This window comes from Clostridium bornimense (genome assembly GCF_000577895.1).
Classification (GTDB): Bacteria; Bacillota; Clostridia; order Clostridiales; family Clostridiaceae; genus Clostridium_AN; species Clostridium_AN bornimense.
In genome coordinates, this window is sequence record NZ_HG917868.1 from 534455 (window position 1) to 559155 (window position 24701).

17 protein-coding genes and 1 other annotated feature are annotated in these 24701 nt (G+C 27.5%); of the genes, 13 read left to right on the plus strand and 4 right to left on the minus strand.

Annotated features, from left to right (window positions below):
- Both CM240_RS02440 and CM240_RS02445 read left to right on the plus strand, forming a co-directional pair.
- Complete coding sequence (locus CM240_RS02440) at positions 1-1554, plus strand: sensor histidine kinase (RefSeq protein ID WP_044036152.1); 1554 nt, start codon at positions 1-3, stop codon at positions 1552-1554.
- Positions 1551-2249 carry a response regulator transcription factor gene (locus CM240_RS02445; RefSeq protein WP_044036154.1) on the plus strand — a complete coding sequence of 233 codons (699 nt, stop codon included), beginning with the start codon at positions 1551-1553 and terminating at the stop codon, positions 2247-2249. The genes CM240_RS02440 and CM240_RS02445 overlap by 4 nt, the downstream gene beginning before the upstream one ends.
- A 207-nt stretch (positions 2250-2456) precedes the next feature.
- On the opposite strand, the gene CM240_RS16685 is transcribed toward CM240_RS02445, so the two are convergent.
- Positions 2457-3257 (minus strand): hypothetical protein, encoded by an 801-nt coding sequence (locus tag CM240_RS16685; RefSeq protein ID WP_051483645.1) that lies wholly within the window; start codon positions 3255-3257, stop codon positions 2457-2459.
- Between the two features lie 138 nt (positions 3258-3395).
- Here CM240_RS16685 and CM240_RS02455 point away from each other — a divergent pair, with 138 nt between their 5' ends.
- The 3 genes from CM240_RS02455 (at position 3396) to CM240_RS02465 (ending at position 9809) form a co-directional block, all read left to right on the plus strand.
- Complete coding sequence (locus CM240_RS02455) at positions 3396-5180, plus strand: MutS family DNA mismatch repair protein (RefSeq protein WP_044036155.1); 1785 nt, start codon at positions 3396-3398, stop codon at positions 5178-5180.
- A 249-nt stretch (positions 5181-5429) separates the two neighbouring features.
- Entirely contained in the window at positions 5430-7583 is a 2154-nt protein-coding gene (locus tag CM240_RS02460; protein ID WP_051483646.1) for a YhgE/Pip domain-containing protein, read from the plus strand.
- Positions 7584-7598: 15 nt separating this feature from the next.
- Entirely contained in the window at positions 7599-9809 is a 2211-nt protein-coding gene (locus CM240_RS02465; RefSeq protein ID WP_051483647.1) for a YhgE/Pip domain-containing protein, read from the plus strand.
- 486 nt (positions 9810-10295) lie between these two features.
- Here the strand turns inward: CM240_RS02465 and CM240_RS02470 are convergent, their stop codons facing one another.
- On the minus strand, positions 10296-11654 hold the full coding sequence (locus tag CM240_RS02470) for a YjiH family protein (RefSeq protein WP_084485352.1): 1359 nt from the start codon (positions 11652-11654) through the stop codon (positions 10296-10298).
- 192 nt (positions 11655-11846) lie between these two features.
- Here CM240_RS02470 and CM240_RS02475 point away from each other — a divergent pair, with 192 nt between their 5' ends.
- Positions 11847-12347: a hypothetical protein gene (locus CM240_RS02475; RefSeq protein WP_044036158.1), complete on the plus strand. Its 501-nt coding sequence runs from the start codon at positions 11847-11849 to the stop codon at positions 12345-12347.
- A gap of 96 nt (positions 12348-12443) precedes the next feature.
- On the opposite strand, the gene CM240_RS02480 is transcribed toward CM240_RS02475, so the two are convergent.
- Positions 12444-13712 (minus strand): tetratricopeptide repeat protein, encoded by a 1269-nt coding sequence (locus CM240_RS02480; RefSeq protein ID WP_044036159.1) that lies wholly within the window; start codon positions 13710-13712, stop codon positions 12444-12446.
- A 430-nt stretch (positions 13713-14142) separates the two neighbouring features.
- Between CM240_RS02480 and CM240_RS02485 the strand changes: the two genes are divergently transcribed.
- From CM240_RS02485 to CM240_RS02495, 3 genes are all read left to right on the plus strand, one after another.
- The gene (locus tag CM240_RS02485) at positions 14143-16260 is read left to right on the plus strand and encodes an anaerobic ribonucleoside triphosphate reductase (RefSeq protein ID WP_044036161.1); all 2118 of its coding nucleotides are present in this window, start codon (positions 14143-14145) and stop codon (positions 16258-16260) included.
- Between the two features lie 15 nt (positions 16261-16275).
- Positions 16276-16773, plus strand: a complete 498-nt coding sequence (gene nrdG, locus CM240_RS02490; protein ID WP_044036163.1) for an anaerobic ribonucleoside-triphosphate reductase activating protein — start codon at positions 16276-16278, stop codon at positions 16771-16773.
- Between the two features lie 532 nt (positions 16774-17305).
- Positions 17306-17674 carry an ArsR/SmtB family transcription factor gene (locus CM240_RS02495; protein ID WP_044036164.1) on the plus strand — a complete coding sequence of 123 codons (369 nt, stop codon included), beginning with the start codon at positions 17306-17308 and terminating at the stop codon, positions 17672-17674.
- A 3-nt stretch (positions 17675-17677) separates the two neighbouring features.
- Here CM240_RS02495 and CM240_RS02500 read toward each other — a convergent pair whose 3' ends face one another.
- Positions 17678-18313: an MBL fold metallo-hydrolase gene (locus tag CM240_RS02500; protein WP_051483648.1), complete on the minus strand. Its 636-nt coding sequence runs from the start codon at positions 18311-18313 to the stop codon at positions 17678-17680.
- 160 nt (positions 18314-18473) lie between these two features.
- Here CM240_RS02500 and CM240_RS02505 point away from each other — a divergent pair, with 160 nt between their 5' ends.
- The 4 genes from CM240_RS02505 to CM240_RS02520 all read left to right on the plus strand — a co-directional run bounded on the left by CM240_RS02505 (position 18474) and on the right by CM240_RS02520 (position 24633).
- Positions 18474-19484 carry a CPBP family intramembrane glutamic endopeptidase gene (locus CM240_RS02505; RefSeq protein ID WP_044036166.1) on the plus strand — a complete coding sequence of 337 codons (1011 nt, stop codon included), beginning with the start codon at positions 18474-18476 and terminating at the stop codon, positions 19482-19484.
- 172 nt (positions 19485-19656) lie between these two features.
- On the plus strand, positions 19657-19812 hold the full coding sequence (locus CM240_RS02510; RefSeq protein ID WP_044036168.1) for a zinc-ribbon domain-containing protein: 156 nt from the start codon (positions 19657-19659) through the stop codon (positions 19810-19812).
- Between the two features lie 105 nt (positions 19813-19917).
- Positions 19918-20134 (plus strand) — a binding site (T-box leader).
- 45 nt (positions 20135-20179) lie between these two features.
- Entirely contained in the window at positions 20180-23290 is a 3111-nt protein-coding gene (gene ileS / locus CM240_RS02515) for an isoleucine--tRNA ligase (RefSeq protein ID WP_044036169.1), read from the plus strand.
- Positions 23291-23631: 341 nt separating this feature from the next.
- Positions 23632-24633, plus strand: a complete 1002-nt coding sequence (locus tag CM240_RS02520; RefSeq protein WP_044036171.1) for a LacI family DNA-binding transcriptional regulator — start codon at positions 23632-23634, stop codon at positions 24631-24633.
- Positions 24634-24701 lie beyond the last annotated feature (68 nt).

Below are 24701 nucleotides of genomic sequence, written 5' to 3' on the forward strand. Positions count from 1 at the left end.
ATGACAAAAAATAAAGTTAATTTCGAAACTATAATTTTTTTAATAACGACTTCTCTTTTATTAAATTGTTTTTGTGGATATATAGCGTATATTACTAATTTAGAATCTGGAGTATTCTATAGTTATGATGGGTATCAAATAAATAGCGCATATCAAGATAGCAATGGAATATTAAAAGGTATAGTAATATTGATAGTTTTATCAGTGATTTCATTATTATTTTTTATATTAATGAAAAGAAAAACAATTATAAATGATGTTAGTTTTAATATTCCTTTTGATGCGAAAATAGTATTATTTATTGCTGCTTTTGGTATATTTATATCTTATATATACACAAATATTAGAGGCCATGCTTTAAGTAATTCAATATTGTCTTTTTTAGCGAGGGTAGGAAATGAAAATTTTATAAATAGCTTTTTAATAAGTCTTATGGCTATTATTGCATTATATATGTCAATATTTATATTTAAAGATTTAATAAGATCATTTAAAAATAGAAGGTTGATAGTAGAAGAATTTGCTTTATATAAGATTTTTAACTCTACTAAAACAATTTTTAAAAGAAATAGATTAATGAATTTTATTATAAAAGGAGCTACATTATACTTAATAGTTCGAGTAACAATATCTTTAATATCATTAATATTTTCTGGTAACATATATATGGTTTTTGAATTTGCATTATTTGATATGATAGTATTGTTTATTGTATTAGCCCCTATGGGAATAATAATGCTTAGGAACACTTGGTATTTATATAATAAGAGTAAGTCTTTGTTATTAGGTACAAAATATAATAAAAAAATTAAAAGTTTATATGTAGCAGAGACTTTTAATAATTTAGATGGACTAAAATTATCATTAGATAGGGCTTATAAAGAAAATGCAAAGGAAGAAAATTTTAAGAGCCAGCTTATAACTAATATTTCTCATGATGTAAGAACGCCATTAACTTCTATAATAAATTATGTAGATATATTAAGAAATAAGGATGTAACAGAAGAAGAAAAAAAGGATTATGCAGATAGAATTAACAAAAATTCATTGAGGCTTAAAGCTTTAATTGACACATTAAATACTGCTGAGTATAAAGTGGAATTAAAAGAAATAGATTTGAATGATTTAATTGTTAGAGAAATTGATAATTATAGTGCAAAATTAAAAGAAAATAATTTAACATTAAGAACGAAGCTTATTGAAGGCACTATAATATTAGGTGATGAAAAGGGATGTCATAGAATTATACAAAATATCTTTACTAATATAATAAAATATGCAATGGAAGGTACTAGAGTGTATTTGGAAATGATTGAAGACTTTGATAAAATAGTAGTATCAGTAAAAAATGTTTCTAAATATCCTTTAGATATAACAGGAGAAGAAGCATTACAAAGATTTACTCGTGGAGATAAATCAAGAAATACAGAAGGTGCAGGACTAGGACTTTCTATTGTTAAATCTTTAATAGATTCTCAAAATGGTGAAGTAAAGGTAGATATAGACGGTGACTTGTTCAAGATAACCTTAGAATTTGAAAAGGGGAAAAGATGAGTAAAAATATTTTAGTAGTAGATGATGAAAAAGACATACGAGATTCCATAGGAATATACTTGAAAAGCGAAGGATATAATATTTACTTAGCAGAAGATGGGATGAAAGCTCTTCAAATTTTAGAGAGTGAAGATATACATTTGATAATAATGGATGTAATGATGCCTAATTTAGATGGTATAAATGCAACTATGAAGATAAGAGAAAGTAGAAATATACCAATAATTATGGTTACAGCTAAATCAGAAGATGTGGATATGATATTAGGACTGAATGTTGGAGCCGATGATTATATAAGAAAGCCATTTAATCCTTTAGAATTAGTGGCTAGGGTAAAAGCACAAATGAGAAGATATGTTACTCTTGGAACTTATGAAAAAGAAACTAAGAATTCTAACGAAATAGAAGTAAGAGGATTAGTTTTAAATAATGAGACTAAAGAAGTACATGTAAATGGGGAAGAAATTAAACTTACACCAATGGAATTTAAAATACTTGCACTTTTAATGGAGAATACCGGTCGTGTTTTTCCTATAGAAGAAATCTATGAAAGGGTATGGGATGAACCTTTTTATAATTCAGAAAATACAGTAGCAGTTCATATCCGTAGAATAAGAGAAAAAATAGAAATAAACCCTAAGGAACCTAGATATTTAAAGGTAGTATGGGGAGTTGGATATAAGATAGATAAGTAAGATAAACTTTATGAATAAAGGAGTTGAAGCAAGGAGTTAAATTATTTTGCTACAACTCTTTTATTTTTATTATTGAAATGAAGAATTAATTTATAGTTAAAATATATTTTAAAAAAGAATTGTATTTAAAAGATGTACAAAGTAAAATATTCCTGTGCCCTGTGCCCTGTGCCCTGTGCCCTGTGCCCTGTGCCCTGTGCCCTGTGCCTATACACTAATTACTTTTAAGTCTTTTAGTCGTAAAGCTCCATTTTCATATTTAAAGATTCCTTCAGCTATTGCTATGGTATTATTGTTAGAAAAACCAATTATTTTTTGATAAGTAACTAATTCAATAATTCTATCGGTATCAACATCTACTAACTCTGTTTTGTAATATCCAGGTATATATGAGCCAATCACTGAAGAAGTTAAATTACCTTTAGAATCATATGCATTAGGATATTTATATGGATTGGTTAGTTTAAGACCGAATAGTTTGTTTAATTCTAGATTTTTAACTTCATAGTAATAATTATCTTTAAGAGTAACTATGTAGTTAAGACCACGGTTGAATTTTTTACTATCTATTATTTCATATGGAATTAAATCTTTAAAGGATAATATGTTTTGAAAAGAAAAATTACAACTTCCGCCACTATTAATAGAGACTAAAATTTCTTTCACGCCATCGTTATTTATATCTCCAAAGGATATTTTAGGATCATAGCCACTATCAAAATAGCCAGGACATTTGATTACATATTTTGAAGTGATACCATCTACAACACAAATTTTGATAGAAGATTTTATATTGTTTGTATTTTCAATATTCATAGCTAGGAGTAAAATTCTATCTTCAATGTTATCACCGGTAACATCTTCACTATATTCTGAAATAATACTATAATTTTTTAGAGCATCTATATCTATAGAACCTGTATTTTCCGATGCTAGTGAGTGGAAATTTATAAGATTAAAACAAAAAGTAGCATTTAATAAAAATATTAATATAGATTTAATTTTCAAAAAAAGCCCTCCTTACTATTACCAGTATCCCCTATATTTATGTTAATTATTTATTATATTATTACTTTTATAATAAAGTAGGAGGATATTTATAGTTTTTAGGGTATAATTATATATAGAAATATATTTGGGGGTAATATGAAATTGAGATTTAAAGAAAAAGCTGATAATTTAGAACTAGAAAGAGATAAAGCAAAGAAAAAAAGCAATTCATTATCCAATTTTAGAGGATTAACTATGGTTGCTATAGCTATTATATTATGTACTATATTTTTTGATAGATATACATTTTTGAGAGGGATAATATTAATTGTATTAGTATTAACATTTGTATATTTTGTTTATAAACATAGTATAGCTATAAAAGAATTAAAGTGGATAGAGAGATTAATAGAAGTTAATAAGAAGTATGTAGATAGGATTTCAGGTCAATGGAAATCATTCAGTGATAAAGGTGAAGAATATTGCAATGAAGAACATTTTTATGGTATGGATTTAGATATAGTAGGTAGGAATTCACTTTTTCAACTTATAAATACAACAAATACTTTTAAGGGAAGAGAAAAATTAGCTAATGTTTTATTAGGATCTCATGATTCTATAGGTGAGATAGTAAAGAGACAACAGGCTGTCAAAGACTTAGGGGAAAAGTTAGATTTTGTTCAACATTTAGAGGCATCTGGAATAAAGTCATCAGGAATAACAAAAAAGCCAGATGAATTAATAGATTTTTCTTCTAGAAAAAATTTTGCTGAAAAGATTGGATTTATTTCTATAGTAAGATATATACCAGTTATTCTTATAGCACTGCTTTTAGTTAACTTATTTATTAGAGTTCAATTAGTGTCTTATATTGCAGTAGGATTATTTGTGGTACAGATAATATTTAATATTTATGGTGCTATGAAGTTTTCAAAAGATTTAGATGAAGTGGGCACTTATAGTGACGATCTGACTACATATAAAAATATTATAAAAGTTATAGAAAAAGAGAATTTTGATGCTCCATATTTAAAGGAGTTATCAAAAAAGATAGCAATAGATGAAAATGGTGGTAAGAAGTCCATCGAAGCTTTAGAGAGGGTATCAAGAAAGATTGCAATAAGAAATAATTCTTTAATTTATTTTCCTTTAAATTTAATATTACTTTTAGATTATAGATTTATATATAATTTAGAAAAATGGAGAAAAAATTATGGAGTAGGAATGGACAAAATTCTTGAATATATAGGTGAGATTGAGATGCTTGCTAGTTTAAGTGTATTAATTCATACAGAAGAATGCAGTAAATTTCCTATATTTAAAGAAGAAAAGGGCATTGTAGAAGGTAAAAGTTTAGGGCACCCATTGATTAATAAAGAAAAGCGTGTATCTAATGATATAAATATAAGTAATAAGATTTTCATTATAACAGGTTCAAATATGGCAGGAAAGACAACAATACTTAGAACAATAGGAATAAATATGGTTTTAGCATATGCCGGTGCTCCAATTTGTGGAGAGTCAATGAATTGTTCAATGATGGATATTTTTACATCAATGAGAATTGGAGATAATTTAGGAGAAGGAATTTCAACATTTTATGCTGAACTTTTAAAGATAAAAGAAATTATAGCTTTTAGTAAGAAAGAAAAGCCTATGATATTCCTTATGGATGAAATATTTAGAGGAACAAATTCTTTAGATAGAATAGTAGGAGCAGAAACTGTAGTTAAGACTTTAGATAAACCTTGGATTGTTGGTGGGATAGCAACTCATGATTTTGAATTATGTCATTTAGATGAAAATAGCAGAATTGAAAACTATCATTTTAGTGAAAGTTATGAGAATGATAATATAGTTTTTGATTATAAAATAAAAAAAGGAAAAGCCACTACAACAAATGCACAGTTCCTTATGAAGATGGTTGGTTTAGAGATATAGAATACAAAAAGTGTCGTAATATTATATTACGGCATTTTTTTTCTGTATATTAATAAAAATAATATATAGATTTTAATGAATATATTTACAGTAAAATCTAATTAAGGAACGGTTAACGATTACATTTTAACAAAATATAAATAAACGGAAAATAGTATTTTAATTGGATTACTTTAGTATTATAATATAATAAGTTCTTGTACTAACTGGTCAGTACAATATATAGCAGAGGACAATGGGAGGATGAATATGAAAAATGATTTGAAAGTATTCAAAAGGGATCTTATTAGTATAGTAAAAAGTCCAGTAGCAATTTTAATAGTGGTGGCAGTGTGTATTATTCCATCTTTATATGCTTGGATAAATATTAAAGCTTGCTGGGATCCTTATGAAAATACTAGTGATATAGCAGTAGCAGTAGTAAATAATGATAAAGGGACTACTTTTAATAATGAAGATTTAAACTTTGGAGATACAATAATAGAAAGTTTAAAAGAGAATAAGAAGATAGGATGGAAGTTTGTAAATAGTAAAAAAGCAGAAAATGGAGTTTTAGATGGAACTTATTATTCATATATTGAAATTCCAGAGGATTTTTCTGAAAGTTTAGCAAGTCTTCTATCGGATAATCCTAAGAAAGCTACTATATTATATAAAGTAGATACGAAGACTAATGCAGTAGCAGTAAAGATTACTGATACTGCTAAAAAAACATTAGTTGATGAAATAACTACAAATTTTGTAGCTACAGTAAATGAAATATTATTTTCATACTTAGAAGAAAATGGACAATCTTTGAAAGAAGATGAAAAGGCCATTATAGATTTAAAAAATAATATTATTAATATAGATAATAATATGAGTTTAATAACAGAAGTGTTGGATAAAGTATCAAATAGTTCTGGAGATTTAACAACATACTTATCAACGTTGCAAACATCTATACCAAAGTTAGCTAAGAGTATAGAAAATTTAAAAAACAATACAGCAAATACCGGAGGAACATTACAAACATCTATAGAATCTATAAATACTTCTATAGACAATATACAATTTAGGATTAAGGCATCACAAGGATCAACAGAGCACGTTATATCATTAATTGGAGACTTAGAAAAACTAGATACTGAGGGTATACGTAATGAAGGATTGGCTATTGCTACATCAATACAAAGTGATCTTCAATCTATGTCAAATAATATTAAAGATATACAAGATTTTTTAGAAAAAATAAATAGAGATAATAATGAAGTTATAGTTAATATGATTTCTACATTAGAAAATACAAATGAGATAATAAAAGGAATACAAACTAATATATCAGCAATTCAAAGTTCTATTAATAATGGAAAACTAGATAGTAATGCTATAGATAATGCTAAGAAAAACATTAGTAAGATAAAATCAAATTTAGATTCTACTTCCACTCAGTATACTAATATAGTAAAAGGTCAATTAAATAATATAGCAAGTAGTTTGAGGAATAGTACAGATGATGCAGTTAAATTAATTTCTAAAACTGAAGGAATAACATCAGAGTTAGAAAATATGCTATCTACAGCAACAGATGCAACAGATTTGACCTCTGAAATGACAAGTAAATTAAAGAATAAGTTAGAGGAATTTTCAGATGTTATTAAGGAAGTAAGTGATAAATTAAAATCAGTAAATGATGATGATGTATCTCAAATTATTGCTATTTTACAAAATAGTCCGGAAGTTATGAGTGATTTTATGTCAGATCCATTTAAAATAGAAGAAGAATCTATATTCTCTATACCTAATTATGGATCAGCTATGGCACCATTATATACAGTATTAGCTTTATGGGTAGGTGGAGTTATAGCATCGGCGATATTTAAGACAGAGCCACCAGAATTCGAAGGTAGTGAGAGTTTAACCATAAAGGAAAAATATTTTGGAAAAATGATGACATTTTGTTTTATAGGTGTAATGCAAGGGCTGATAGCAGTATTAGGAGATTTGTATTTATTAAAAATACATGCTGTAGAGCCATTGCTCTTAGTAGCATTTTCACTTGTGACATCTTTAACTTTTACAATAATAATATATACTTTAGTTTCTTTATTTGGTAATTTAGGTAAAGGAATATCTATAGTATTTTTAGTAGTGCAATTGGCAGGGAGCGGGGCATCATATCCTATAGAGGTTAATCCAGTATTCTTTAGAATAGTTCAACCTTTTTTACCTTTCACATATGCTGTGGGAGGATTTAGAGAAGCTATAGGGGGAGTAGTTACATCAAATGTTGTAAAAGATTTTACATTCTTATTTATAGTATCTATAATATTCATTTTATTGGGATATTTCTTAAAATTAAAAACAAATAATACTATGAATAAATTAAGAGCTAGATTTAAAGAATCAGGACTTGCAGAGTAGGGAGGTGACTTTTTGATGAAGAAGAATAGTAAAAGTAAGAAAAAGCATAATAAGAAGAATACAATTAGAAATATATTAGGAATATATAAAAGAGATATAAATAGTATTATAAAAAATAAAGTAGCTTTAGCTGTAATTATTGGGTTATGTATAGTACCATCATTATATGCGTGGGTTAATATCTATGCAGCTTGGGATCCATATTCTAATACTGGAAATATTCCTGTAGCTGTAGTAAATGATGATGATGGAACAGTACTAAATGGAGAGCAAATTAATGCTGGTAAAAATATAGTAAAGGAACTAAAAAATAATGACAATATAGACTGGAGATTTTTAGAAAAGGAAGATGCAGAAGAAGGATTAGAGTCTGGTGAGTACTATGCAATTATAGAAATACCAGAAAATTTTACGGAAGGTTTAGTTACCTTACTTAGTATGGATCCTGAAAAGCCATCAATAGTATATAAATCTAATGAAAAGTTAAATGCGATAGCAAATAAAATTACTAGTGCAGCAGAAAGTACATTAACAACACAAATAAAAGAAACATTTGTTGGTACAGTCAATAAAACGAGCATCGAAATATTAAATGATTTAGGATATAACATAGAGAAAAATAAATCTGAAATTTTACAAATTAAAACTACTTTAGATGAAGCTAAAGGTGATATAGAGAGAATAAAAGGTAATATAGATGAAGCTAATGTAAATTCAAGTAGTTTTGAAGAATACTTGAAGGATTTGCAAAATAACTTACCTTTAATAAGTAGTAGCGTTTCTAGTTTGAAAGAAGTGGCTGAAAGTAGTAGGATTATAACATTTTCTACTCAAAATACGTTGAATTCAATAGTGACAACTTTAAACAATGATATGAGTAATATTAAGACTCTTGATAGTAATGTTTCAGATAAATTAACTAATATTAAGACTTTAGTTAATAGCACTAATATAGACAAAGATGCTATAGTAGCTACTATTGATGAAATAGAAAAAACCAATGAATCTATAAGTGCTAAAATAGATGCAAATATAAAATTTTTAGAAGCTATTAATAATATTAAGCCTGGAAGTACTACTACTCTTATAAATAAACTTAATAATATAAAAAATAGTTTAATTCCATCTAGTGAACTTGAAAATTTAAAAAATATCATTAATTCAGATAGTAGCAATAAAGAAGTAATAAACAATAATATAGAAAAGTTAATACAGATAAGCAATACAGTTAGTAATAATATCCTAGATAGTTCAAATAATTTATATAACACAGTAATACCTGTTATTAATTCTACATCAAATAATTTATCAGGTACTTTAGATAAGGTTGAGTCTCTTTTATCAAATATAGAAGGAATAGTACCTAAGCTAGATGCATTGTCAACATTTGCTATAGATACATCTTCTGCAACTAAGTCAAAAACAAGTGAATTAAGTAGTAAAATAGGTAGTTTTCAAGTAGAATTAGATAAACTTGTAGATAAGGCTTCAGTTCTTACTGAAGATAATATAAATAGTTTATTAGATTTAATGAACAAAAATCCTGATGTGATATCAAGTATATTATCGTCACCTATAGAAGTACAGGAAGAAGAAATATATAACTCAACAATATTTGGCGTTGGTTTAACACCATTTTATACTTCTATAGCAATTTGGGTAGGAATATTACTTGCTTGTGCAATTTTAAATTTAAAGAGTGAAAAAACTTTTGCAGAAGAACATAATGTTACTCCAATTCAAGAACATTTTGGTAAGATGCTATTAATATTAACAATAGGAGTGATCCAAGCACTTATAGTTTCTTTAGGTGACATAATAATTCTAGGTATAAAACCTGAAAACTTTATGTTATTTATAGGTACTGCTTTATTGGTAGCTGTTACTTTTACTATGGTTATATATGGTCTTGTATCTGTTTTTGGAAACATAGGAAAAGCTATAGCTGTAATAATGATGGTATTTGCAATTGCCGGAACTGGAGGACTATATCCTGTAGAAACAAATCCTCATATTTTTGCAGTGTTAAAACCTTTATGGCCATTCACCTATGCAATAAATATGTATAGAGAAGCCATAGCTGGACCATATTGGGATAGTGTAATATATAATTTTAAATTAATGTCTATATTTATCATAGTATTTTTATGCCTATCAATATTTAAGAAACCAATGAGAGTAGTTAGTGAGGGAATGAGCGAAAAATTTGAAGAAACAGGATTATAAGATTAAAATGAATATCTAAATGAAATTTCTACCTCAGTAAATAAGTATTTTGACTATTTACTGAGGTATTTTTGTTTATAAAGAAAAATGAATTTTCGTAATAATGGATGAAATTTCGTGAGCAATAGCTCCTTTTATCATGGCACAGGTTAGAAGGCACAGGGCACAAGTAAGGTGAAAATTCCTCTTTGGGAGGAATTTTATTATAGTCTTGCGGACAGCAAAATGTTTTCATATTTACTATAGATACAGAAAATATATTATAATTCGTAATCCAAGCTTCATGAAAGTACAACTTTCATGAGCTTTCTGAATGACTTTTATATTAACTTTGATATAAATAAGAGACATAATCTAACTTATGACATTCAACTCAACACTTATAACCTAAGAAATTCTGCGGGGATTTCTTCCATCTTTGTGCCTTGCGTTCTATCAAACATACTGAAAAAAGCTGCCACACTTTTCGTGCAACAGCTCCATAATCTAGAATATTAAGTTTGCAGCTAATACAATGATAGGTAATGTTATTAATGTTCTAAGTATAAAAATAAGAATTAGATCTATCAATTTTATAGGAATTTTAGAACCTAATAAAAGCCCACCTACTTCGGACATATATATAAGCTGAGTTACTGATACACTTGCTATAATGAAACGAGTCATATCACTAGTTATATTAGCAGCTAATATTGAAGGTAAAAACATATCTGCAAAGCCAACAATAAGGGTTGGAGCAGCAGTAGTAGCTTCAGGAACATTAAGAAGATTTAATAACGGTATAAATGGTATACTTAACCACTGAAATAAAGGAGTATAGTTAGCTATAATAAGTGCTATAGTTCCAAAAGCCATTATTATAGGAGTAACTCCTATCCATAGATCAAGTACATTTTTAAATCCACTTGTAATAATAGATGATATATTTTTAGAGTTTTCAGCTTTATCTACTGCTTGTAAAAGTGACCATTTAAAAGTTGAAACTCCTGGTGGTACTGGACATTCTTCTTTTTTGATACTATCAGATATATATTCATCTTTTTTTCTAGAAAGAGGTGGTATTCTAGGTATAATTATTGCTGCTATTATTCCAGCGAAAGTTATAGTTAAGTAAAAAGGTAGAAACTTATCACTAAGACCTACTTGTGCTAAAACTACTAATGAAAATGTTATAGAAACAACGGAAAAGTTTGTTCCTATTATAGCTGCTTCTTTTTTAGTATAATAGCCTTGTTCATATTGCTTACTAGTAAGAAGTATCCCTACGGTACCATCGCCTACCCATGAAGCGATACAGTCTACTGAAGAACGACCAGGTAGCTTAAATAATGGACGCATTACTTTAGAAAGTAATGTACCGAAGAATTCTAATAATCCGAAATCTAATATAAGTGGTAACAATAATCCTGCAAATAAAAATACACTAAATAATGTAGGTAATAAATCAAATAGTAATGTACCACCAGTATCACCACTATAGATTATTTCTGTACCAACTTGAAAATAAGTCAGTATTGCCAATACAGCCCCAACTATTCTTGAAATAAACCATATAGGAGATATATTAAATAGATTATTTAAGAAATTATTATTAATAATAAGTTTTGGTTTAAATATTTTAGTATAGATAGATCCTATTGCTGAAATAACTATCATAGTTGTCATAATAGCAGTAAGGTAGTTATCAAGAAGTCCTTGGAGACTATTAGATAAAAATGCTACAGCAACAGTGATATTACCATTAATAGGTAAAGGTATCATAAACAGAAAAATTCCTATTAATGAAGGGATTAAGAATTTAAGTATTCCCATAAAGGAAAGTTTTTTTTCTTTAGTGTTAATCATTTCAAAACTCCTTTTTATAATATATAAGTTAATTTTCAATAAAATATAAATATATATTCATAATCATTAATAATTATACGTAAATGCTGCAAAATGTACAGAAAAAAAATGACATATTATTATTTTGTATAAAAACTTTGAAAATATTTATATGATATACTATAATCTTGTATTTAGAGAGGTGATTATAAGATGAAATTTAAATATGAGGACTTATTAGATGAATATAACTTATTAAAACTTCAAGAAGTTCAAGAAGAATTAAAGTTAATAGTTGATCAATACATGAATCAAGAAAAGTATAATGAAAGCAAAGAAGCGTTAAATAATATGATAACTATACTAGGTAGATTTGCAAAAAATAATTTCAAGGTAATGACAGATATACCTACTGATTATTTTAATAATTATCTAGAAACTTATAGTTACTACCTTATAAATAATGTTATAACATTATTTAAGTTAGGTGAATATAAAAGTGCTATGGATATGGTAAATTATGCAGGAAAGATAAATGTTAAAGGAAATAGTGACTTTTATGCTACTTTAGATAATATGGCATTTAATTTATCAATAAAATCAGGAGAAATGCCTAAAGTGTTGTTTAAAGAACTTTATAAAGATGGATTATCTTATGAAATAGCAGTTGAAAATTTAAAAACTATAATAAATGAAGGTATGTTACCTTCATAAGTAAAGTAGGATTGTTGCACATAGTGTATGACAGGTTTTTAAAATATAAAAGAGACTATCGCTCACGAAAATTCATTCGTTATTGCGATGGTCTCTTTATTTTATAGAATTTACTAAGTTTTTTTGAGGCTCTAAAGGCCAAACTTCACCATTGTTTAAAATGAATATGTAATCACAGTCTAGTATTGAGTCAAAGTTTAGATGATTTTTTTCTTCTTTAATATATATAGATATAGAATTAATTGATAAGTTTTTTACATTGCAATCTAATATCTTTTTTTCAGAAATAATTAATATATTTGAGGAAATTTCATTTATAGATAAAATTGTTTCAGGGTTAATAGAGTTCTCAGTAATTATTATAGTAGTGAATTTTATATCAGAGCTTAATGAGAGAGATTCTAATTCATTTATTAGTAAATCAATATTCTTTTCAGTGTAAAAATATTTAGTACCATAGAAAGAACAATTACAAGATTTATATTTTTTAAATGAATATAGTGCTTCACTATAATGAAATAATTTAAGAAAACACATCCCTTCAATAAAAAATAAGTCTTTATGATTAGGAAAAATATTAAGCCAATAATTGATATTTTCAAGGCAGTCTTTAATTTTATTTTGTTCTAGTAGACACATAGACATGCTTACAGCTAAATAAACACTATAAACAAATTCTACATTAAATTCATGCTTGGAGTATAAAAGTGATTTTTTAAAATATGTTTCAGCACTTTTGTAATCTTGTAGATCCATAAATATTTCTCCAATACAAAAGTAATAATAACCATCCTTCTTATTTTTCTTAATAGAATTTATAAGAGAAAATTTATAAGTATTGCTTACAATAAAATTTTCAGAAGAGAGTTTTCGTTCTAATATTATAGTGCTTTGTATAGTATTAAAATTATGATTATTTAGTGAAAAAGAAACAGTATCATTTATATATCCTTGAAATATTATATTTTTATCTACTTTAAATAGCCTTATTTCATAATATTCATTACATGTATCATTTATATATTCTTTAATCTTAACAGCGAATCCATCATATAAGGTATCATTAAGAGAATGTAATTTGCTACATTGATCTTCATTTATAATCTCATTAGAGTTCATAAATAGTATATAGTCACATTTACTTTGATTTAGGATATAATTTTTAGTATCTTTTATGTCACATATATTGCTGCATGTAATTATATTTATATTGCTATATGTATCTATCAATTCATAGAGTAAAGGAAAGGTATTTGTGCAAATTAAATATATTTCAGAAACATAGGTATATAAGTTGTTTAGTGTTATTTTAATATTAGAAGACTCTGTAGTATTTATGATACACAATGCTAAAGTTTTTCGCATAAGAACCTCCTCATAAATAATATATATCTTAATAATAGAATATGATAAATGGTTATATTAATATTACATTTTATAAAGGAAATGATTCCATTAAATACAAGAAAATAAATAGAATAAAAACGTAAATTAAGAAAAATAAAACAAAAAATAACTATATTATATAAGTAAATTCAATAAAAAATAGAAAAAAGTTTTTTGTAAAAAGAAAGATGTAATAAAAATTATAATTAAGAATATAATAAAGAATTCAACATATATAGTGTAAGAAAATAATGAGCAAATGAATAAAATATTAAACAAGAGAAAGGTAATTTAATATAAAGCCATGTAAAAAATTTTTTATATGGCTTTTCATTTTGCAAAAGTTAAGATAAAGAGATATAATAATATACGGTTTTAAACTATATATTGTGTTTGGGGAGGATTACATATGCTATATGTTGTGAAAAGGGATGGGAGAAAAGTCCAATTTAATGCTGACAAAATTTCTAAAGCTATTAAGGGTTCAGCAATTGAAGGGAATATAAAATTAAAGGAAACTGCTTTATTAGATATCACTCATAAAGTTATTGAAAAAATAGAAGAAATGCGAGTGGAGTCAATAACAGTAGAAGAAATACAAAATCTTGTAGAAGCCTCTCTAAAAGAAATAGGTTATAGAGATATTGCAAATTTATATAACAGTTATAGACAAGAGAGAACAAAAGTAAGAGAAATTAAATCTGATTTGATGAGAGCTATAAGTGCTATTGGTGTAGAAACTGATAGAGATAATGCTAACGTAGGTAATAACTTTTCATCAAAATTGCTTAGAATAGCATCAGAGTCAAATAAGTGGCATAATTTAGCTATAATGCCAAAAAAATTAGCAAAAGCTCATGAAAATGGCGATTTATATTATCATGATTTAGATAGTTACAATTTGACTACAAATTGTTTGCATATACCTACTAAAGAAGTATTAGAAAGTGGTTTTAATACTGGATATGGTTATATAAGACCACCTAAAAGAATAGAATCAGCAGCAGAGTTATCATGTATCCTTCTGCAATCAACTCAAAATGATATGTTCGGAGGACAATCACATCCTGATTTTGATAATGATATGGCTGAATTTGTTGTGTTTACTAGAGAACAAATAAAATCTGAATTAGAAGAGATGGAAGTTCCTGAATCGAAGATAGACCAAATAGTAGATAAAAAATTAAGAAGATCAGTAGAACAAGCAATGCAAGGAATTGTTTATAATTTAAATACGATGCATTCTAGAGCTGGGTCACAAGTACCTTTTTCATCTATAAATTTAGGAATACCTAATACAGAGGAAGCAGCTTTAGTTTGTGAAGTGTTTTTAGAAGAATATGACAAAGGATTAGGTAACGGTGAACAACCTATATTCCCTAATATAATTTTTAGAGTTAAAGATGGTGTGAATAAGAAAGAAGGAGATCCATATTATTACTTATTTAAGATAGCTTGTAGAGTAGCATCAAAGAGAATGAATCCTACATTTATGAACATAGATGCTGATTTTAATAAAGAATATTATGATAATGGATATATGCCAGCAACTATGGGATGTAGAACTTATTTAATGAGTAATATAAATGGTGAACCAGGGACAAAAGGAAGAGGAAATATAGCACCAACAACTATAAATCTTCCAAGATTAGGTATATTAGCTGATGGTGATATTAATAAGTTCTTTGAATTATTACAAGAAAAATTAGAATTATCAAGAGAAAGTTTACTTCATAGATATAATGTTCTAAAGATGTTGAAAGTAAAAGATTTGCCATTTGTAGCTGGTCAAGGATTAATGAAAGGCGCAGAGGGGTTATCACCTGATGATTCAATAGAACCTATATTAAAACAAGGCTCATGGGCAATTGGGTTTATTGGATTAGCAGAAACTTTAACAGCTCTTGTAGGATCTCATCATGGTGAAACTGAAGAAGCGAGAGAATTAGGTGTAAAAATAGTAACATATATAAGAGAGTTTTGTGATGAATATAAAGAAAAAGATAGACTTAATTGGAGTTGTTATGCAACACCAGCAGAAGGGTTATCTGGAAAATTCATCTTAAAAGATCAACAAGTATTTGGAAAAATAAAAGGAGTAACAGATAAAGATTATTATACAAATAGTTATCATATTCCTGTAGGATATAAAATATCTATGGTTGATAAAATAAATATTGAAGCTCCTTATCATAAATTATGTAATGGTGGGCATATAAGTTATATAGAACTAGATGGATATCCAGATGAGGAAACAATAGAAGATATAATAACTTATGCATATGGAAATACCAATATAAGTTATTTGGGTATAAACTTCCATATAAAATATTGTAAATCTTGTGGAACATATCTAGAATCTAGTGATCACAAATGTACTAATTGTGGTAGCGAAGATATTCAAGGAATTTCTAGAGTAACAGGGTATTTAAGTTTAGATGAAAGATTTGGTAGCGGTAAAGTTGCTGAAAGAAGTGATAGAGTGTCACATACTAATGGAGAAAAAACTTATTGCGATGTACTCTAAGGTTTAGGAGGGTATATGGAAAAAATAAGAGTTGGTGGTATATTAGATAACTCATTGGCTAATGGAAAAGGGCTAAGAACGGTAATCTTTTTATCAGGATGTATTCATAAGTGCAAGGGATGTCATAATAAAGAGTTACAGGATTTTAATTTTGGCATAGAAATGACAGAAGAAGAGATTTTTAATCGTATAGAAAAGAATGCAGGAATTATAAAAGGCGTAACTTTAAGTGGTGGAGATCCTATGGAGCAGCCAATGAAATTGGTGAATTTATGTAAAAAAATTAAGACTCTAGGCTTAAATATATGGTGTTATACTGGATATTCTTTTGAGGAAATTTTAAAGTCAGATGAAAAGTCATCTTTATTGAAAGAAGTTGATGTACTAGTAGACGGAATATTTGATTTAAAAAGTAAATCAGAAAAATTAAAGTATAGAGGATCATCAAATCAAAGAATAATTGATGTTAAAGAATCTTTAACATCAAAAGAAGTAGTAGTTTTAGATTTTTAAAAGTATATATAATGAGGCTGTCGCAATAACAAATGAAAATTTGTAGGCGAGGCCTCTTTTTTAGTGCACAGTTTTGGAGGAAATTCCTGCGGAATTTCTGGAATTTTAAGTGTTGAGTTGAATGTTATAAGTTAGACTATGTATCTAATTTAGGATATAGTTGATATAAAAGTCATTACAGAAGGCTCATGAAAGTTGCACTTTTATGAAGCTCTGAATATATATTTGCATAGGATTATATATAGAGTTAAGCTTATATTATTACCTGTTCTAATTAAGTAGTGGTAAAACTGTATCTCTTCCATTTGAATATATAGTAAATTTTAAATACAAGTTAGGATTTTTATAGTAAAATAAGTATATAATTAAAATAATAAATGAGAATATTATGGATAAAATAATGATTATAATTTATTGTTAATGGGATTTCCCAGATTTTTTACAAGAAATGATAGAGAGATGTAAATATAATATAGTATACTTAGTAATAGGATAACAAAAGATAAAGTCTAAAAAGAAGGAGGTTATATTTATGAATAATAATGTTGAGTTATGTCAATGTAAAGAAGTACAGGATCAAGTAGTGAAAAATATAAAAGAGTCTATTCCAGATGAAGCCGTTGTTCAAAAATTAGCGGAATTATTTAAGGTTTTTGGAGATGGAACACGATTAAAAATAATTTATGCATTACTTCAAAAGGAGCTATGTGTTTGTGATATATGTGAAATAGTAGAAATGAGTCAATCATCTGTATCTCATCAATTGAGACTATTAAAGACGACAGGTCTTGTAAAATACAGAAAAGAAGGAAAAACTGTTTTTTATTCATTAGATGATGAGCATGTTAATAGTATATTTAGTGTAGGTTTATCACATATAAAACATAAGTTAAATATATAGTTGTTACAATAAACTTTTTAGTAGAATTACGTTTTCACTAGGAAAAGAAGAATTATTAATTTCTAGAACATTATCATTAATTTTGTAACAAGAATCTACGTAAATTAGAAACTTGTCTATTGTATCTAGTGATGATGATGAAGGAGATTTATATAACATTGGAATAGATATTTTTGGCTTGATTAAATTAATTATTTCAAAAGCGGTTTTACCATTTATGGTAAAATTACCGCCTATGGGAATTAGTAATATATCTATATTTCCTAAAAGAGATAACTGTTCTTTTGATGGTATGTGTCCTAAGTAGCCAAGGTGAGTTATGTTAATATTATCAAAAAAGTAAGAGAAAATTATATTTTCACCTCTTAGATGTCCTTTATAAGTATCTTGAAAAGAAGTAATTCCTTTAATTTTTACATCTCGAAAAGAGTAATCTCCGCAATTAACTACAGGTGAAAATGTACTCTTTATGAACTTAGTATCATTATATTCAGAATAAGCATTGCTAAATGTAACTATATCTATAGATGAATTTTTAAATACAGTATTATAAATTTCTTTAGTTGGATTTGTTAGTATTTTTGTACCTAGAGATGTTTTGAAAACAAAGGTTGATTCACTAATATACTCAATAATCATATAAAATTAATCTCCTTATATTAGAATATAACATTATTTTAAGCAATATATTATAAATTATACGAATATAAAATGAAGGATATTTTGAAATAGTAGTTAAGATGAGTTTTTTATAAAGCTAGACTATGAAGTTAATATTTAAAGAATGGAAGTGAAGATTTTGAAATCAATAATGGACAATTTAAAAAAACCTAGTATTTTAAAAGGTAATATAACCTTTATGGTATTTATGATTATAGGATTATTTACCCTAAATATATTGAGATTTTTATTGATAGATTTAGTGAATATACAAAGTTTTACTAGAAATGAATCTTATATTTATGCGATACAATTAGCGACAAATCAAATAGTAATTCTAGGAGGAGTTGTTTTAATATATTTCTTAGTAACTAGAGAAAAATTTAAAGATGTTATACCTATAAGAAAAATAAAAGGCGCTGATATATTCTATATATTCTTAATAACTGTAGTTACAAGACCAATTATAGGGGTTATAAGTATGATAACATCATACTTTACTGTTGATACACCAATGGCTGAAGCAGTATCAATATTGAGCAAAATGCCATTTTTAGCCATGTTTCTTGTAGTAGCTATACTACCAGCGATTTTTGAAGAATTTTTTATGAGGGGAATAGTAGCAAACAATTTTAAAAGATATAGTTTATTTGCTGCAGCATTGTTTAATGGAGTGCTTTTTGGAATATTCCATATGAACTTTGAACAAGGTTTTTTTCCGATACTTTTAGGATTTTTAGCAATATATCTTATGTATTATACACAATCTATAGTAGCGCCTATGTTACTTCATTTTTTCAATAACGGAACTTCTGTTATTTTAACATATTTATTGACATTGCTTCCAGGAGAACTTTCAAATACTGAAGTTGATACATCTTCAATGTTAGTATCACAGAATCAAAATGTTGCTTATTATATATTACTAGGTATTTTAGCAATTGGTGTCGTAGTATTATTTGGATGGTTAACATATCTTCTTGTGAATCTTATAAAAGAAAGAAATGAAGAAAGATGGATGGAAAGTAATGATTATAAGAAATTAGATGGAAAGAGGATATCTTTTACAAAAAAAATAGTAGATTATATACCATTTATTATTACTTTGATCATTTATTTTTATAATGTTAAAGATCAAATAAGGTTTTAATAAAAATATTAAAAATAGTTGAAAAATTTCAAATACTATGTTATAATTAAATAACAGTGTTAGATGACACAGTGAAAATAAAAGATGTAAAGATTTAAATAGATAATAATTTTCTCCATTATTAGAGAATTTGTTAATCGAGTCTAAATCTTTAATGATGGAGGAATTTCAAATGGCTGATAAGAATTTAGTATGTAAAGATTGTGGAGCTGATTTCGTATTTACTGAAGGAGAACAAGCATTTTACAAAGAAAAAGGATTCGAAAATGATCCAGTAAGATGCCCAGCTTGCAGAAAAGCAAGAAAGCAACAAAACAACAGAAGATAATTTTATCTTCCTTGGTAAAGACCGTAAAGAGAACTTTACGGTCTTTTTCTATTTTAAATAATTGACATGAAAAGTATATTGAAGTATAATTTTAACCAAATAGTGAAAAAAGCGTTGAAAAGGATAAGTACTTTACTTAGGTTACTAAAGCGATTAAGGGATGGTGCGAGCCTTATAGGGAAGAGTAAAGAAAAATCACCTTGGAGCATGGTACTGAAATTTTAGTAAGTGGCCACGTAGTTCTACGTTACAGAATAGTGCATGATTGTGCATGAATTAAACACATATTAGGTGGTTACGAGTGTAATACTTCGTCCTTTTAGGGCGGAGTTTTTTTATTATTATTTTATTGAAGGGAGACAAAATTATGTACAAAAAGATGGATAATAATAAATCTTTTGTAGAGATGGAACAAGACGTTATAAAGCTTTGGAAAGAAGAAGACGTAATTAAGAAAAGTTTTGAAGCTAATCCAGAAGGAGAATATTTTACTTTTTACGATGGACCTCCAACTGCTAATGGAAAACCACACGTAGGTCATGTCTTAACGAGAGTAATGAAGGATCTTATTCCTAGATATAAAGTAATGAAGGGATATAAGGTTATTAGAAAAGCGGGATGGGATACTCATGGGTTACCAGTTGAACTTGAAATAGAAAAGAAGCTTGGTATATCAGGAAAAGAGCAAATAGAAGATTATGGTGTTGAAAAGTTCACTAAGGAATGTAAAGACAGTGTTTTTACATATGTTTCTATGTGGGAAGAAATGACTAATAAAATTGGTTATTGGGTTGACATGGAAAATCCATATGTAACTTATCATAATTCATATATAGAATCAGTATGGTGGGCATTAAAACAAATGTGGGATAAAGATCTTTTATATAAAGGTCATAAGGTAATGCCATATTGCCCTAGATGTGGAACTGGATTATCTTCTCATGAAGTAGCTCAAGGATATAAGGACGTTAAGGATTTAACTGCTGTAGCTAAGTTTAAAGTAGTAGGAGAAGAAAATAAATATATACTTGCATGGACAACTACTCCATGGACTTTACCTTCTAATATAGCATTATGTTTAAATAAAAGTTATGACTATATAGAAGCTAAGGTTGGCGATGAAATTTTAATATTAGCTAAGGAACTAGCACCAAAAGTATTAGGTGAAGATTATGAAGTTGTTAAAGAATTTAAGGGTTCAGAATTACTTGGAACAAAGTATGAACAATTAATGCCTTTTGTAAAACCAGAAGGAAAAGCTTTTGAGGTTATTCATGGAGACTATGTAACATTAACAGATGGTACTGGTATAGTACATATAGCTCCAGCTTATGGTGAAGATGATAATATTGTTGCAAAAGCTAATAATATGGGCTTCTTAAACCTTGTAGATGCTGAAGGAAAATTTGTTGAAGAAGTTACACCTTGGGCAGGAAAATTTGTTAAGAAATGTGATGAAAGCATCGTTAAATACTTAGAAGAAAATAATAAGTTATTTAAAGCTGAGAAGCATACTCACTCATATCCACATTGTTGGAGATGTGACACTCCACTTTTATATTATCCAAGAGAAAGTTGGTTTGTAAGAATGACTTCTCTTAGAGATAAACTTATAGAAAATAATAATAAAATAAATTGGTATCCAGATAACATTAGAACAGGTAGATTTGGTAAGTTCTTAGAAAATGTTATTGACTGGGGTATTTCAAGAGATAGATATTGGGGAACACCACTACCAATATGGCAATGTGAATGTGGTCATAAGGAATGTATTGGTAGCATAGAAGAACTTAAAGAAAAAGGAATTAATGTTCCAGATGATATAGAACTTCATAAACCATTTATAGATAATGTTCATTTAAAATGTGAAAAGTGTGGTAAGGAAATGATAAGAACAGCAGAAGTTATAGATTGCTGGTTTGACTCAGGATCAATGCCATTTGCTCAATTACACTATCCATTTGAAAATAAAGAACTTTTTGAAAAGAATTATCCAGCTCAATTTATTTCAGAAGCTGTAGACCAAACTAGAGGATGGTTCTATACATTACTTGCTATATCAACAGCTATATTTGATAGAAATCCATTTGAAAACTGTATAGTTTTAGGTCACGTTCTTGATAAGAAGGGCTTGAAGATGAGTAAGTCAAAAGGAAATGTCGTAGCACCTCAAGATGTTCTTGATACAGTAGGTGCTGATGCTACAAGATGGCATTTCTATACTGCAAGTGCACCATGGCTTCCAACAAGATTCTCAAAGGAAGATGTTGAAGAGACTCAAAGAAAATTCTTAAGCACTTTATGGAATGTATATTCATTCTATGTGTTATATGCTGATTTAGATAAATTTGATGCAACTAAATATTCAGATTTCAAATCAGAACATGTAATGGATAAATGGATACTATCAAAGCTTAATACATTAATTAAGACTGTAGAAAACGGATTAGAAAACTACAATATAACTAGTGCAGCTCTTGCTATAGAAGATTTTGTAGATGAGCTATCTAACTGGTATGTAAGAAGAAATAGAGCAAGATTCTGGACTACAGAACTTAATGATGATAAGATTGGTGCTTATACAACTTTATATAGAGTTTTAGTTACATTATCAAAAGTGGCAGCTCCATTTGTACCATTTATGACAGAAAATATATACCAAAGCTTAGTTGTATCTTTAGATAGTAATGCAATTGAAAGTGTTCACTTATGTAAATGGCCAGAATATGATGAATCTGTTGTTAATGCTGATTTAGAGAGAGAAATGGATTTAGCTTATAAAATAGTTAAACTTGGTAGAAGTGCTAGAAATGGTGCTAATATTAAGAACAGACAACCACTTGGAGAAATGTTAGTTTCAATTGCTTCACTTCCTGAATATTATGGAGATATAATAAAAGAAGAATTAAACATAAAAAATATTGTATTTGGTGCTGACCTTTCAGAACACGTTAACTTTGAAATAAAACCGAACCTTCCTGTGCTTGGAAAAGCGTATGGAAAACTTATACCTGCTATAAGAAAATCTTTAAGCAAAATGGATCAAATGAAATTAGCTCAAGATATTAATGGTGGAAAAACTGTAACTATAGATGCTAATGGAACTTCCATAGATCTTACAAAGGAAAGCTTACTTGTTACAATGAAAGGACTTGAAGGTTTTGCTTTTGCAGGAGAAGGAGAAGTTGGTGTAGTTCTAGATACTCATATAACAGAAGAATTAAAGGAAGAAGGGTATTTAAGAGAAATTCTTTCAAAGGTTCAAAATATGAGAAAAGAAAGTGGATTTGAGGTTGCAGATAAAATAAAATTATATGTTGCTAATAACGATATGTTAGAATCTATAATTAAGAAATTTGAAGATGTTATAAAGAGAGAAACTTTAGCAGAGGCTATAGTATATGATGAAAATAGAGACTATACTGTAAATAAGATAAACGGTGAAGAATTATCAATGGCAGTAGAAGTAATAAAATAACATAACAATATAGAATAGGGCTGTCACAATAACGATTAAATTTCGTGAGTGAGGCCCTTTTTTTCAAAATATTTTTTATAATAATACACATAATATCTTATAAAAAAATGTGATACATGAACAATATCGAAAATATATATAGACAAAACTGAAAAGATTATGTAAAATATTTTATGAAAACCTTTTATGGTAGCTATAATCTAAGGTTTTTTATGAAACCTTATGAAAATGAGCTGTAAAAGTTATGATTTATTATTTGAAACATAATTAGTGAATAAATAAGTTAATAATTCATTATTTCAAATACAATTATTAATAATAAGGAATGGAAGTGGTTATAAATGGTTGCCTCAATAAAAGATGTGGCAAGAGAAGCAGGTGTATCTATTGCTACAGTTTCTAGAGTTTTAAATGAAGTTGATGTGGTTAATGAAGAAACTAAAAAAAGAGTAATGGAAGCAATAAAGAAGCTAGGGTATAGACCTAATATAGTTGCAAGAAGCTTAAAAACACAAAGAACAAAGACTGTGGGTATAGTTATGCCAGATATATCATCAGCATTCTATCCAGAAATAGTTAGAGGTGCTGAAGATGTAGCTAATATATATAACTATAATATAATTTTGTGTAATACAGATTTAGATACAGGAAGAGAGAAAGATTATTTAAGAGTTTTAAAAGAAAAAATGGTGGATGGAATTATATATATGTCTAATTCATTAGCACCAGAAATTTTACAATTAACAAAAGACTTGGATTTACCAACAGTATTAGTAGAGACTAATGATGATGAAAAAATATTTCCAAGTGTAACAATTGATAATGAAGGAGCAGCTCTGGATGCAACATCATATCTTATACAAAAAGGAAATAAGTCAATAGCATATATAGGAACACATTATGAAGTTAAGAATGCATCAGCTAAGAGATATTTAGGGTATAAAGCAGCTTTGGAAGAAGCTGATATGAAAGTTGATTCTTCAAAGGTTATATTTACTGGATTAAAAGCCAAACATGGAGAAGAAGCTATAGAAGAATTAACAAGAAGAAATGTGAAATTTGATTCTATAGTTTGTTGTAGTGATGAACTTGCTATGGGAGCTATAAATAAGTTAAGAGAAAAGGGAATAAAGGTTCCAGAAGATGTAGATGTAGTAAGTTTTAATAATACATATGTAGCTTCAATTTATTATCCTAAATTAACAACAATAGATCAACCATCTTATGATATGGGATCTGTAGGTATGAGAATGTTAATAAAAATAATTAACAAAAAGCCATTAGATGTAACTCAATATGTGTTACCACATAATTTGATAGAAAGGGATTCTTGTAAAAAATAGAAGAAAATATGGAAGTCTCATAGGAAATTTGTAAGATATATAAGTTTCTTGTGAGACTTCTTTTTTAT

Excerpts from the sequence above, each read along its gene's own strand:
- CM240_RS02445 (WP_044036154.1), top strand. The coding sequence starts at position 1,551 with ATGAGTAAAAATATTTTAGTAGTAGATGATGAAAAAGACATACGAGAT.
- CM240_RS02465 (WP_051483647.1), top strand. The coding sequence starts at position 7,599 with ATGAAGAAGAATAGTAAAAGTAAGAAAAAGCATAATAAGAAGAATACA.
- CM240_RS02500 (WP_051483648.1), bottom strand. The coding sequence starts at position 18,313 with ATGATTATTGAGTATATTAGTGAATCAACCTTTGTTTTCAAAACATCT.
- CM240_RS02485 (WP_044036161.1), top strand. The coding sequence starts at position 14,143 with ATGCTATATGTTGTGAAAAGGGATGGGAGAAAAGTCCAATTTAATGCT.
- CM240_RS02470 (WP_084485352.1), bottom strand. The coding sequence starts at position 11,654 with ATGATTAACACTAAAGAAAAAAAACTTTCCTTTATGGGAATACTTAAA.
- CM240_RS02455 (WP_044036155.1), top strand. The coding sequence starts at position 3,396 with ATGAAATTGAGATTTAAAGAAAAAGCTGATAATTTAGAACTAGAAAGA.
- CM240_RS02475 (WP_044036158.1), top strand. The coding sequence starts at position 11,847 with ATGAAATTTAAATATGAGGACTTATTAGATGAATATAACTTATTAAAA.
- CM240_RS02480 (WP_044036159.1), bottom strand. The coding sequence starts at position 13,712 with ATGCGAAAAACTTTAGCATTGTGTATCATAAATACTACAGAGTCTTCT.
- CM240_RS02510 (WP_044036168.1), top strand. The coding sequence starts at position 19,657 with ATGGCTGATAAGAATTTAGTATGTAAAGATTGTGGAGCTGATTTCGTA.
- CM240_RS02520 (WP_044036171.1), top strand. The coding sequence starts at position 23,632 with ATGGTTGCCTCAATAAAAGATGTGGCAAGAGAAGCAGGTGTATCTATT.
- CM240_RS02495 (WP_044036164.1), top strand. The coding sequence starts at position 17,306 with ATGAATAATAATGTTGAGTTATGTCAATGTAAAGAAGTACAGGATCAA.
- ileS (WP_044036169.1), top strand. The coding sequence starts at position 20,180 with ATGTACAAAAAGATGGATAATAATAAATCTTTTGTAGAGATGGAACAA.
- CM240_RS02440 (WP_044036152.1), top strand. The coding sequence starts at position 1 with ATGACAAAAAATAAAGTTAATTTCGAAACTATAATTTTTTTAATAACG.
- CM240_RS02460 (WP_051483646.1), top strand. The coding sequence starts at position 5,430 with ATGAAAAATGATTTGAAAGTATTCAAAAGGGATCTTATTAGTATAGTA.
- nrdG (WP_044036163.1), top strand. The coding sequence starts at position 16,276 with ATGGAAAAAATAAGAGTTGGTGGTATATTAGATAACTCATTGGCTAAT.